A 12,646-nucleotide genomic window follows, 5' to 3' on the forward strand; every position below is an offset into this window, starting at 1 on the left:
GCGGTTCAGTGACCGTGGTCGTGCACGCCGTTGGTCGCGGCGATGGACTTCCACGACTTCGGCTCGGCGGCAGCGGCCCCCGCGGCGGAGGACCGGGCGATCCCCGCCTTCTTCGCGGCAGGCGCGGCCGGCCGCGAGGGCTGGAAGAGCCACGCGTCGAACAGCGAGGCCAGCGGCTTGCCGGACACCTTCTCCGCGTACTTCACGAAGTCACCCACCGTCGCGTTCCCGTACGCGTGCTCCTTGGGCCACCCCTTCAGGATCGCCGCGAAGGACTTCTCGCCGACCGCGTTGCGCAGCGCCTGGAGCGCCAGCGCCCCACGGTCGTAGACGGCGATGTCGAACTGCTTCTCCGGCCCCGGGTCGCCCGGCTTGACCTTCCAGAACGGGTCGTCGGCCGGGTGCTGGGCGTATACGTAATCGGCCAGCTCCTGCGCCGTCCCCTCGCCCTCCTTCTCCGACCACAGCCACTGGCTGTAGCGGGCGAAGCCCTCGTTGATCCAGATGTCCTTCCAGCCGTCCACGGACACGCTGTCGCCGTACCACTGGTGGGCCAGCTCATGCACCACGACCGACACGTTGGACCCGCCCGCGAACTGCCGCGGGCTGTAGAACGGCCGCGTCTGCGTCTCCAGGGCGAAGCCGCTCGTCACGTTCGGGACGTACCCGCCGAGCGCGTTGAAGGGGTACTTGCCGAAGACCGTCTCCAGCCACTCCGCGACCTCGGTCGACCGCTCGATGCTCGCCCGCGCCGCCCCGGCGTTGTCGCCGAGGTCCTTGCTGTAGGCGTTCAGGACGGGCAGGCCGTCGGCGGTCTTGTCCGTCGTGATGTCGAACTTGCCGACGGCGAGCGTGGTCAGATAGCTGGCCTGCGGCTTGTTCGAGCGCCAGTTGAAGCGCGTCCAGCCGAGCTTCGAGCTCTGCGACTGGAGCACGCCGTTGGAGATGGCCTGCGAGCCGTCCGGCACGGAGACCGACACGTCGTACGTGGCCTTGTCGCGCGGGTGGTCGTTGGAGGGGTACCACCAGGCGGCGGACTCCGGCTCCTGCGCGGCCACACCGCCGTCCGGCGTGCGCGCCCACGCGGTGAAACCGTTGATCTTCACCTCGGACGGCTTGCCCGCGTACCGGATCACGACGGTGATCGGCGTGCCCTTGGGCAGCCCGGCCGCCGGGGTGATCTCCAGCTCCTGCTCGCCGGTCTTCTTGAAGGCGGCCTTCTTGCCGTTGACGCGCACCTCGCTGACCTTCAGGCCCAGATCGAGGTTGAAGCGGGACAGGTCCTGCGTGGTGGTGGCGTTGAGGGTCGCCGTGCCTTCGAGCAGGTCGGACTTCGGCTGGTACTTCAGCCGCAGGTCGTAGTGCGAGACGTCGTAGCCGCCGTTGCCGCTCGCCGGGTAATAGGGATCGCCGATACCCGGGGCCCCGGGCGTGAAGTCGGCGGCCGATGCCGGGATCGCCAGCAGCAGTGAGGCCGCGAGCGCGCCAGGGGCGATGAGTCTGCGGTGCACAAGAGCTCCAAGTCGTAGGGGTGTTCCGGTGGATGGACCGACCCTATTGACCCCTGGGGCCACGCGTCATGTCCATGGTCGCTGCTGTCACACGATCGCCATTCGGCCGACATGTGCCATATGGACCCATGAACCTGTCGTTCCCGCGTAACGCCCCCTGTTGCGCGGGAGTTGACCCGTGTACCTTCCGCGCCATGCCGATACGTGCGCGACGCACGCGCTTGATCCGGAGATCCCTGGTGACGGCCGCCCTGGCCGCCCTGTTGTCCACCCTCATGTCCCCGGGCGCCGCCCAAGGGACGCCCGCCCCGCGCGAGAGCAAGCCCGTCTACTCGTACGAGAGCGCGATCCGCGAATCCGTCTGGGTCGACACGAAGATCGACGGTGACGACGACGGGAAGACCGACCGGGTCGCCGTCGACATCGTCCGGCCCCGCGAACCCGCCCGGCAGGGGCGCAAGATACCCGTGATCATGGACGCCAGCCCGTACTACTCCTGCTGCGGGCGCGGCAACGAGAGCCAGAAGAAGACGTACGACGCGAACGGCGATCCCGTCGGGTTCCCGCTCTACTACGACAACTACTTCGTGCCCCGCGGCTACGGCTTCGTCGCCGTCGACCTCGCCGGGACCAACCGCTCCGACGGCTGCGTGGACGTCGGGGGCCGCTCCGACGTCCAGTCCGCCAAGGCCGTCGTCGACTGGCTCAACGGCAGGGCCCGCGGCTACACCACCCGCACCGGCGGCAAGGACGCCAAGGCGTCCTGGACGACCGGCGCCACCGGAATGATCGGCAAGAGCTACGACGGGACCATCGCCAACGGCGTGGCCGCCACCGGCGTCAGAGGCCTGAAGACGATCGTGCCGATCGGCGCGATCTCCTCCTGGTACGACTACTACTTCGCCCAGGGCGCCCCGCTCTACGACAGCGGCCCCGAGTGGCTCTCGGACTACGTGGAGAGCCCCGAGGCCCGCGCCCGCTGCGCCGCCGTACAGAAGCGACTTGTCGACGAAGCGCCCCGCACCGGCGACTGGACCCGGCTGTGGAGCGAGCGCGACCACACCCCGGACGCGGACAAGGTGAGGGCCAGCGTCTTCGCCGTGCACGGCATGCAGGACCTCAACGTCCGCATGAAGCACTTCGGCCAGTGGTGGGACGCGCTCGCGAAGGAGGGCGTCGACCGCAAGGTGTGGCTCAGCCAGACCGGCCACGTCGACCCCTTCGACTTCCGGCGCGGTGACTGGGTGCGCACCCTGCACCGCTGGTTCGACCACGAACTCCTCGGCTACGACAACGGCATCGACCGCGAGCCGATGGCCGACATCGAGCGCGCCCCCGGACAGTGGACCACCGACCGCGTCTGGCCGCCGCGCGGCACGGACACGGTGAAGCTGCGCCCCGGCAAGGGCACTTCACCCGGCGTCGGCACCCTCACCACGCGCCCCGGCAAGGGCAGCGAGACCTTCACCGACGACCCGAAGCTGAGCGAGACCGACTGGGCCGCGCAGATCGACACCCCGACCCCGTCCAAGGCCGGGTTCATCAGCCGCCCGCTCGGCCGCGACCTGCGCCTGTCCGGCTCCTCCCGGGTGACGGTCACCGCCACCCCGACGACCCGCACCGCCCATCTCTCCGCGGTCCTCGTCGACCTCGGCCCCGCCACCATCCGCGACTACGCGAGCTCCGGCGAAGGCATCACCACGCTCCTCGAACGCACCTGCTGGGGCGCGAGCACCGCCGGGGACAGCTCCTGCTTCAAGGAGACCGCACCGAAGACCGCCGACGTCGACCACACCGTCTTCAGCCGCGGCTGGGCCGACCTCGGCAACTGGGCCGACCCGCACAAGGGCCGTCCCCTGACGCCGGGCAAGGCGCACACCATCACCCTCGACCTGGCCGCGAGCGACCACGTGGTGCCCAAGGGCCACCGCCTCGCGCTGATCGTCGCGGGCACGGACAAGGACCTCATCGACCCGCCCGCCGACACCCCGACGCTCACCGTCGACCTGGCCCGCACCTCGGCGACGCTCCCGCTGGTCGGCGGCGCCGACGCGTTCCGGACCTCCGCCGCGACCGGCCCCCCGCGCGCATCGCGTCTCGACGGCGTGGCCCCGCCGCGTCCCATCCGCCCCGTACCGGGAGGCAGCACCTCATGAGACCCCGCACCGGGCTCACGCCCCGCGTTCGCACCCTGACGCTCGCCTGCGCCGCCGCCGCGCTCGCGGCACCGCTCCTGACGGTGCCCGCGCAGGCGACGCCGACCCCGCCCCGTACCGGCTTCGAGGAGAGCGGCGGGGCCCGCTGGACCAGCCAGCCCGAGGAGCAGAAGCTCCTCGCCGCCGTCGACCGGTCGACCGACCGCGTCTCGGTGTCCCGCATCGGCACCACCAAGCAGGACCGGCCCGTCCAGCTGGTCCGGATCGCCGAACGCCCCTCCAAGAACACCGTGCTGCTGATCTGCAGCCAGCACGGCGACGAGCCCTCGGGCCGCGACGCGTGTCTGTCCACCATCCGCGACCTGGCGTACGCGAAGGACAAGAAGACCCGCGCGTTCCTCTCGCGCACCACGCTCCTGGTGATCCCCACCGCCAACCCGGACGGCCGCGCCGCCGACACCCGCGGCAACTCCGACGGCGTCGACATCAACCGCGACCACATCTCCCTCCACACCGCCGAGGCCCGCGCCATGGCCGCCGTCATCCGCGACCGGCAGCCCGACTCCATCTACGACCTGCACGAGTACGGAGCAACCCCGAAGTACTACGACAAGGACCTGTTCGACCTGTGGCCGCGCAACCTCAACACCGACGAGGCGGTGCACGAGGAGGCGCAGACCCTCTCGAAGGCGTACGTCAGGCCCGCCGCCAACAGGTCGGGATACACGACCGGTACGTACGGGATCTGGACCGATCCCGTGACCGGTGACCCGATCAAACAGACGGCGGGCGACGGCCAGGAGCGCATCCTGCGCAACGTCTCCGGCATCAAGCACGCGGCGGGCCTGCTCATCGAGAGCCGCGTCGACCCGCTCACCGACGCCGAGCAGAAGGACGAGGCGCTGAACAACCGGCGCCGCGTGAAGTCCCAACTCTCCGCGCTCGGCGGCCTGTTCCGCTATGCCGACGAGCGGCGCGGCCGGCTGGAGGCGGCCACCGGAGCGGCCCGCCTCGAAGGCTTCCTCGACCGCGGACCCGTCTACGTCGGCGGCGCGGACAACGACCCCGCCGAACCGTCCGAGGTGATCGAGGACCCGCCCTGCGGCTACCGGCTCGACGCGGCCCAGTACGGCGACGTCAAGGATGAACTCGCTCTGCACGGAGTCAAGGTCAGAGCATCGGGCAAGGGTGCCTACGTGCCCCTGCGGCAATCGGCGCGAAACCTCGTACCGTTGCTGCTCGACGAACGTGCTCCCTATCACCTGGTAACGGCTCGGCCCGACACCGACTGTTGAGCGGGTGAGAGGCGCGTCACATGTGGTAGGGGGTACGGAGAAACACTGGTCTGACGTATCCACTCTGTGAAAGGTGCCATTTGTGACGCAGGAACAGCAGAAAGCGGATGGTGGGGGAGGCCCGCCCGATGCGGGGGCGGGCCTTGCCGCCGAGCGCTCCCCGCGGACCGACCGGATCGTGTTCGGCGTCACCGCCGTACTCACCCTGGCCTTCGTGGTCTGGGGCGCGGTGGCGACGGACTCGCTCGAGAAGACCTCGACGAAGATGCTCAACGGCCTGATCCACAACGGTGGCTGGGCCTTCATGCTGGCCGCGAGCGGCTTCGTCGTCTTCGCGCTCTGGCTCGCCGTCAGCCGGTACGGGAAGATCACCCTCGGCAAGGAGGGTGAGGAGCCGGAGTTCCGCACCGTCTCCTGGGTCGCCATGATGTTCAGCGCCGGCATGGGCATCGGCCTGATGTTCTACGGCGTGAGCGAGCCGCTCGCCCACTTCACCACGCCACCGCCGGGCACGGATCCCGCCGACTCCGCGGCGAAGATGGAAACGGCGATGGCCACCACCCTCTTCCACTGGACGCTCCACCCGTGGGCGATCTACGCGGTCGTGGGTCTCGCCATCGCGTACAGCACCTTCCGGCGTGAGCGCAGGCAGACCATCAGCGCCGTCTTCGAGCCGCTCATCGGCCCGAAGCACGCGCACGGCGCCTGGGGCCGGGTCATCGACATCATCGCCATCTTCGCCACGCTCTTCGGCTCGGCGGCCTCCCTGGGGCTCGGCGCGCTCCAGATCGGCAGCGGCTTCGAGGTGCTCGACTGGAGCAGCGACGTCCCCACCAGCCTGCTGGTGGGCATCATCGCCGTCCTGACCGTGGCGTTCGTGGCCTCCGCCATCTCCGGTGTGGAGAAGGGCGTGCAGTGGCTCTCGAACATCAACATGGTGCTCGCACTGCTGCTCGTCGTGTTCGTCTTCATCGCGGGCCCGACCGTCATCGTCCTCGACCTGCTGCCGACCTCGATCGGCGCCTACCTCGGGGACCTGCCCCAGCTGGTCGGGCGCACCGAGGCGTCGAGCGGCAAGGGCGTGTCGGACTGGCTCGGCAGCTGGACGGTCTTCTACTGGGCCTGGTGGATCTCCTGGACGCCCTTCGTCGGCATGTTCATCGCCAGGATCAGCCGCGGGCGCACGATCCGGCAGTTCGTGGGCGGCGTCATCCTGGTGCCGAGCACCGTCAGCCTCATCTGGTTCGCCGTCTTCGGCGGCTCCGCGATGAAGGTGGCGCAGGGCGGCGGCCTCGCCGACGAGTCCACGGCCGAGGGCCAGCTCTTCGGACTGCTGCACGAGTACCCGATCGCCACGGTGACGAGCCTGCTCGTCATGATCCTCGTGGGCATCTTCTTCGTGTCGGGCGCCGACGCGGCGTCGATCGTCATGGGCACGCTCTCGCAGAAGGGCGCGCTGGAGCCCGGCAAGTTCGTGGTCGTGTTCTGGGGTGTCGTGACCGGCGCCGTGGCGGCGATCATGCTGCTCATCGGCGACGGTTCGGGCAACGCCCTCACGGGCCTGCAGAACCTGACGATCCTGGTGGCCGCGCCGTTCACCCTGGTGATGATCGGGATGTGCGTGGCCCTCATGCGGGACCTGCGCCACGACCCGCTGATCGTCCGGGGCGAGCACGGCACGGAAGCCGTCGAGAAGGCCGTGATCGCGGGCCACGAGCAGTACGACGGTGACTTCGAACTCCGCATCGGCCCGAGCGAGAACGGCGAGGAGGAAGGGGAGGACGCCCCGGCCAAGTCGGTCTAGTCCGCACCACCACCTCGCATCACTTTCCGGAGGCGGCCGCTTCGTTCCCGAGGCGCGCCGCCTCCGGCATGTCCGGGGTGCGCGGCTTCCGGCTCCCGGCTTCCGGTCCGGGTGTCCAGGCGGGGCCCGCCTTGTACGCCATCGACCATGCGTACGCAGTCCGCTTCCGCTGCGGCCGTCAACTCCTCGTCCGGGAAGTGGAATTGGATCCGCCGAGCCACGGAACGTAGCGGAATGTGTCATGCCGTGCTCACATCACCCCCTAGATGGGGATACTCACACTATGTCTGCCGAGCACGCGACCTTCGGTCTGGCACCGGCCATGCGCGCCGGTGGAGTCCTCGCCAACGGTGACTACCAAGTCCACCGGGATTTCGTCGACTTCATCGTGAACGGGCGTCCGCTGCTGTTCCAGCTCTCCGACCTCGACGCCGTCTCCCCGCTCGCCTCCGACGTCCCACCCGCGATCTTCACCCACCATGTGCGCGGACTCCTCCTGGAGGCCGAAGCGCCGCTGCTCGACGACCGGCACGTCATCTACGGCTGTCCCGAGTGCGAGGGCCTGGAGTGCGGGGCGGTCACGGCGGTCATCGAGCAGGCGCCGGACGGCACCGACACCTACGTATGGCGGGACTTCGCCTGGCAGACGGCCGAGCGGGCCGATCTGGAACTCAACGGCTACCACGGCATAGGGCCCTTCCGCTTCCACGGCCCCGCCTACCGCGAGGCACTGCGGCAACTGCTCGTCGACGGCGAACCCGCGGCGCGCCGCCGGGTGCTCCTGATCGGCGCCCGCGTCGCCGTCCTCGCCAAGCTGGCGGCGGCGCTGCGCACGATCGGAGTCGGCGCCGAGATCGCCGCGGACGCGGCGGGCGTGCCCCCGGACGAGCTGCGGACGTACGGGGCGGTGGCCTTCGGGCGGTCCGTCCCGGCGGCCACGCGCGCGGGGGTGCGCGCGGCGTTCGAGGGCGCGGGACTGCACGTGGCGTACGTCGACGGGCTCGCCCCGATCATCCCGCTCCTGGTCGCCCAGATAGAACACGCCCTGGACCGCAGCCCGCTGGAGCTGCGCCGCCTGACGCGGCTCGCGGCGACGGACGGTTCGGCGGGCGTCGGCATCACCTCGACCTGCCGGGTCCAGCTGATCGCGTACCGCATCGACCGCCTCTCGCGCACCCAGGTCCACGAGGTCTTCGACGGCGTCCTGGAACCGGGGGAACACCACATCGAGCTGGACGCCAAGGCGACCAAGGGGGAGTCGTACGTGGTGGCACGGACGACGGACAGCGTGCTGACGGCACCGATAGCGAGGTAGCGGGGTAGCGGGGCGGCGAGGCACCTAGGCCGCGACGACGGGCGCCGGCCCGTGGCCTCGGGCCGGCCTGACCTCGTGACCCCGAGGCCGGGGCCTGGCGGGGCCTCGCGCGTCCGGCGGCGGGCCGGGCCGATCACTGCCAGGTGGGCCGGGCCCATACTGCGGGGCGGGCCGGGCCGATACTGCCGGGCGGGCCGGGCCGTGGCTCGCCTAAACTCGGACCCCTGATGACCGCAACCCTCGTCGCCAAGAATCTCGCCGCCGGCCACGGCGACCGCACCCTCTTCTCCGCCCTGGAGCTGGTCGTCGCCCCCGGCGACGTCATCGGCCTGGTCGGCGCCAACGGCGCCGGCAAGTCGACCCTGCTCCGCCTCCTCGCGGGCCTGGACACCCCGGAGACCGGCGAGCTGCGCCTCTCCCCGCCCAGCGCGGCCGTGGGCCACCTCCCGCAGGAGCCCGAGCGCCGCCCCGGCGAGTCCATCCGCTCCTTCCTGGCCCGCCGCACCGGCGTCGAGGAGGCCCAGCGGACCATGGACGAGGCGACCCAGGGCCTGGTCGACGGAGCCCCGGGCGCGGACGACGCGTACGCGGACAGCCTGGAGCGCTGGCTGGCGCTCGGCGGCGCGGACCTGGACGAGCGCGCGGAGGAGGTCGCCGCCTCGCTGGGCCTCGACGTCAGCCTCGACCAGCCCATGACCTCGCTCTCCGGCGGCCAGGCCGCCCGCGCCGGCCTCGCCTCGCTCCTCCTGTCCCGCTACGACGTGTTCCTCCTGGACGAGCCGACCAACGACCTCGACCTGGCGGGCCTCGAACGCCTGGAGAGTTTCGTGCGCGGCCTGCGCGCCGGCACGGTGGTCGTCAGCCACGACCGCGAGTTCCTCACCCGCACGGTCACCAAGGTCCTGGAACTCGACCTCGCCCAGCAGCAGATCAACCTCTACGGCGGCGGCTACGAGTCGTACCTGGAAGAGCGCGACGTCGCGCGCCGGCACGCCCGCGACGAGTTCGAGGAGTACGCCGACAAGAAGTCCGCCCTGGAAGGCCGCGCCCAGATGCAGCGGTCCTGGATGGACAAGGGCACCAAGAACGCCCGCCGCAAGGCCGGGGACAACGACAAGCTCGGCAAGAACTTCCGCAGCGAATCCAGCGAGAAGCAGGCGGCGAAGGCACGCCAGACACAGCGCTTGATCGAGCGGCTCGACGTCGTCGAGGAGCCCCGCAAGGAGTGGGAGCTCCAGATGGAGATCGCGTCGGCGCCGCGCTCCGGCAGCGTCGTCGCCACCCTCCGCGACGCGGAGGTGCACCGCGGCCACTTCACGCTCGGCCCCGTCTCGCTCCAGATCGACTGGGCGGACCGGGTGGCGATCACCGGCGCGAACGGCTCGGGCAAGTCGACCCTCCTCGGCACCCTGCTGACCCGCGTCCCCACCGACGCGGGCCACGCGACCCTCGGCTCCGGGGTGCTCGTCGGCGAGGTGGACCAGGCCCGCGCGCTCTTCCACGGCCCGGAGTCGCTCCTGGACGCGTTCTGCGCGGCCGTGCCCGACACCGAGCCGGCCGAGGTGCGCACACTGCTCGCCAAGTTCGGCCTGAAGGCCGCCCACGTCCTGCGCCCCGCGGCCACCCTCTCCCCGGGCGAGCGCACCCGGGCGGGCCTCGCGCTGCTCCAGGGCCGGGGCGTCAACCTCCTGGTCCTCGACGAACCGACCAACCACCTCGACCTGCCGGCGATCGAGCAGCTGGAGTCGGCCCTCGACGCGTACGAGGGCACGCTGCTCCTGGTCACGCACGACCGCAGGATGCTGGACGCGGTGCGGGTGACGCGGCGTCTGGAGGTGGCGGAGGGCAAGGTGACCGAGTTGTCACCCTGACCCCCGCCGATCCTCCCGGGACCCCGGGTCAGCGCTTCTTGGGGTCCAGCAACCCGGCCCGGCGCAGCGCGTCCGCCATCGCGTCATTGGCGGGCGGCGGGCCCTGCCGCTCCTTGCGCTGGCCCTGACCGCCCTGCTGGCGCGGGGGCCGCTGGCCCCGCTGCTGCGGGGGGCGTCCACCCCGCTTGGGCTGCTGCTCGCCGCCCGCAGGGCTCGCCTCGTCGTCCAGGCGCAGGGTCAGCGAGATCCGCTTGCGCGGGATGTCGACGTCCATCACCTTCACCTTGACGACGTCGCCCGGCTTCACCACGTCCCGCGGGTCCTTGACGAACGTCTTGGACATCGCCGAGACATGCACGAGGCCGTCCTGGTGCACGCCGATGTCCACGAAGGCGCCGAACGCCGCCACGTTCGTGACGACCCCTTCCAGGACCATCCCGGACGCGAGGTCGGAGATCTTCTCGACGCCGTCCTTGAAGGTCGCCGTCTTGAACGCCGGACGCGGGTCACGTCCGGGCTTCTCCAGCTCCTTGAGGATGTCGGTCACCGTGGGCAGACCGAAGGAGTCGTCCACGAACTCGTCCGCCCTGAGCGAGTGCAGCGTGGCCGTGTCGCCGATGAGCGAGGCGACCTCGCCGCCGGTCTTCTTCGCCATCTTGCGCACCACCGGATACGCCTCGGGGTGCACGGCGGACGCGTCGAGGGGGTCGGCGCCGCCCTGGATGCGCAGGAAGCCCGCACACTGCTCGTACGCCTTGGGGCCGAGCCGTGCGACGTCCTTGAGGCCCTTGCGGGAGGCGAAGGGGCCGTTCGCGTCGCGGTGCGACACGATGTTCTCGGCGAGGCCCGCGCCGATGCCGGAGACCCGGGCGAGCAGCGGGGCGGACGCGGTGTTCACGTCCACGCCGACGCCGTTCACGCAGTCCTCGACGACCGCGTCGAGCGAGCGGGACAGCTTCACCTCGGAGAGGTCGTGCTGGTACTGGCCGACGCCGATGGACTTCGGGTCGATCTTCACCAGCTCGGCGAGCGGGTCCTGGAGGCGCCGGGCGATGGACACGGCGCCGCGCAGCGACACGTCCATGTCGGGCAGCTCCTGCGAGGCGAAGGCCGACGCGGAGTACACGGAGGCGCCCGCCTCGGAGACCATCACCTTGGTGAGGTTCAACTCCGGGTGCTTGGCGATGAGTTCACCGGCGAGCTTGTCCGTCTCGCGGGACGCCGTGCCGTTCCCGATCGCGATCAGGTCGACCGCGTGCTCCTTGGCGAGCTTCGCGAGCGTGGCCAGGGACTGGTCCCACTTGTTCGCGGGGACGTGCGGGTTGATGACGTCGGTGGCGACGACCTTGCCGGTCGCGTCGACCACGGCGACCTTCACGCCCGTACGGAAACCGGGGTCCAGGCCCAGCGTCGCGCGCGTGCCCGCCGGCGCCGCCAGGAGCAGGTCGCGCAGATTCGAGGCGAAGACCCGCACGGCCTCGTCCTCGGCGGCCGTGCGCAGCCGCAGCCGCAGGTCGATCCCCAGGTGCACCAGGATGCGCGTGCGCCAGGACCAGCGGACCGTGTCCTGGAGCCACTTGTCGGCCGGGCGGCCGCGGTCCACGACGCCGAAGCGGTGGGCGACCATGCCCTCGTACGAGGACGGGCCCTCGGTGGCCTCCTCCGGTTCGAGGACGAGGTCGAGCACGTCCTCCTTCTCGCCGCGCAGCATCGCGAGGACGCGGTGCGAGGGGAGCTCCTTGAAGGGCTCGGAGAAGTCGAAGTAGTCGGCGAACTTGGCGCCGGCCTCCTCCTTGCCGTCGCGGACCTTCGCGACGAGGCGGCCGCGCACCCACATGCGCTCGCGCAGCTCGCCGATCAGGTCGGCGTCCTCGGAGAACCGCTCGGCGAGGATCGCGCGGGCGCCGTCCAGGGCGGCCTGCGGGTCGGCGACGCCCTTGCCGGCGTCCACGAAGGCGGCGGCCGCGGCGTGCGGGTCCACCGACGGGTCGCCGAGGAGGCCGTCGGCCAGCGGTTCGAGACCGGCCTCGCGGGCGATCTGCGCCTTCGTGCGGCGCTTGGGCTTGAAGGGCAGGTAGATGTCCTCCAGGCGCGCCTTGGTGTCCGCGGCGCGGATCCGTGCCTCCAGCTCGTCCGTGAGCTTGCCCTGCTCGCGGACCGATTCGAGGACCGCCGCGCGCCGCTCCTCGAGCTCCCGCAGATAGCGCAGCCGCTCCTCGAGCGTGCGCAGCTGCGCGTCGTCGAGCATCTCGGTCGCTTCCTTGCGGTAGCGAGCGATGAAGGGCACCGTCGAGCCGCCGTCGAGCAGGTCGACGGCGGCCTTCACCTGCCGCTCGCGCACGCCGAGTTCTTCGGCGATCCTGCCTTCGATCGATGCTGGAGTGGACGTCTGCTGAGGTGCCACGTTTCCCGCCTTCTCACTGGGGTTGCGGGGCAATTGTGGCAGGTGGCACCGACAGCGGGGGGATCAGACCCGGCGTGCCCGCCCCGGACGGCCTCCGGAGCGGCGTCCCGTCCGGCGGGCGGAGCCGGAGGCGCCGCCGAACAGCCGGGCAACGGCGCGGAACGGCAGCGTCACCACGGTGGCGAGCGCCGCGCCGATCTGACGCAGGACATCTGCGATCGCTCGGAACACGGGATTTCCCCTTTCGTCGCCCGGTCCGGCGCGCGGTGCGCGGGACCGGAGACGGACGG

8 protein-coding genes are annotated in these 12,646 nt (G+C 71.1%); 5 read left to right on the forward strand and 3 right to left on the reverse strand.

Annotated features, from left to right (window positions below):
- Positions 1 to 5: 5 nt before the first annotated feature.
- Positions 6 to 1,511 (reverse strand): M1 family metallopeptidase, encoded by a 1,506-nt coding sequence (locus tag QBL25_RS34270; RefSeq protein ID WP_409060826.1) that lies wholly within the window; start codon positions 1,509 to 1,511, stop codon positions 6 to 8.
- Between the two features lie 194 nt (positions 1,512 to 1,705).
- On the opposite strand from QBL25_RS34270, the gene QBL25_RS34275 reads away from it, so the two are divergent.
- The 5 genes from QBL25_RS34275 to QBL25_RS34295 all read left to right on the forward strand — a co-directional run bounded on the left by QBL25_RS34275 (position 1,706) and on the right by QBL25_RS34295 (position 9,952).
- Positions 1,706 to 3,667, forward strand: coding sequence for a Xaa-Pro dipeptidyl-peptidase (locus QBL25_RS34275; protein ID WP_409060827.1), 1,962 nt, complete (start codon positions 1,706 to 1,708; stop codon positions 3,665 to 3,667).
- Entirely contained in the window at positions 3,664 to 4,962 is a 1,299-nt protein-coding gene (locus QBL25_RS34280; protein WP_409060828.1) for a M14 family metallocarboxypeptidase, read from the forward strand. Before QBL25_RS34275 ends, QBL25_RS34280 begins: the two co-directional genes overlap by 4 nt.
- Positions 4,963 to 5,035: 73 nt before the next feature.
- On the forward strand, positions 5,036 to 6,766 hold the full coding sequence (locus QBL25_RS34285; protein ID WP_409060829.1) for a BCCT family transporter: 1,731 nt from the start codon (positions 5,036 to 5,038) through the stop codon (positions 6,764 to 6,766).
- Between the two features lie 283 nt (positions 6,767 to 7,049).
- Positions 7,050 to 8,081 carry an oxidoreductase gene (locus QBL25_RS34290; protein WP_409060830.1) on the forward strand — a complete coding sequence of 344 codons (1,032 nt, stop codon included), beginning with the start codon at positions 7,050 to 7,052 and terminating at the stop codon, positions 8,079 to 8,081.
- 227 nt (positions 8,082 to 8,308) lie between these two features.
- On the forward strand, positions 8,309 to 9,952 hold the full coding sequence (locus QBL25_RS34295) for an ABC-F family ATP-binding cassette domain-containing protein (RefSeq protein WP_409060831.1): 1,644 nt from the start codon (positions 8,309 to 8,311) through the stop codon (positions 9,950 to 9,952).
- A 28-nt stretch (positions 9,953 to 9,980) separates the two neighbouring features.
- Here QBL25_RS34295 and QBL25_RS34300 read toward each other — a convergent pair whose 3' ends face one another.
- Positions 9,981 to 12,356 carry a Tex family protein gene (locus QBL25_RS34300; protein ID WP_409060832.1) on the reverse strand — a complete coding sequence of 792 codons (2,376 nt, stop codon included), beginning with the start codon at positions 12,354 to 12,356 and terminating at the stop codon, positions 9,981 to 9,983.
- 63 nt (positions 12,357 to 12,419) lie between these two features.
- Positions 12,420 to 12,587: an LPFR motif small protein gene (locus tag QBL25_RS34305; RefSeq protein WP_409060833.1), complete on the reverse strand. Its 168-nt coding sequence runs from the start codon at positions 12,585 to 12,587 to the stop codon at positions 12,420 to 12,422.
- Positions 12,588 to 12,646: the final 59 nt, after the last annotated feature.

Origin of the sequence: Streptomyces sp. SYP-A7185 (assembly GCF_046103685.1) — a bacterium.
Classification (GTDB): Bacteria; Actinomycetota; Actinomycetes; order Streptomycetales; family Streptomycetaceae; genus Streptomyces.

What these genes read in the sequence shown, in the direction of transcription:
- QBL25_RS34275 (WP_409060827.1), top strand. Translation starts at nt 1,706, where the DNA reads ATGCCGATACGTGCGCGACGCACGCGCTTGATCCGGAGATCCCTGGTG.
- QBL25_RS34290 (WP_409060830.1), top strand. Translation starts at nt 7,050, where the DNA reads ATGTCTGCCGAGCACGCGACCTTCGGTCTGGCACCGGCCATGCGCGCC.
- QBL25_RS34295 (WP_409060831.1), top strand. Translation starts at nt 8,309, where the DNA reads ATGACCGCAACCCTCGTCGCCAAGAATCTCGCCGCCGGCCACGGCGAC.
- QBL25_RS34280 (WP_409060828.1), top strand. Translation starts at nt 3,664, where the DNA reads ATGAGACCCCGCACCGGGCTCACGCCCCGCGTTCGCACCCTGACGCTC.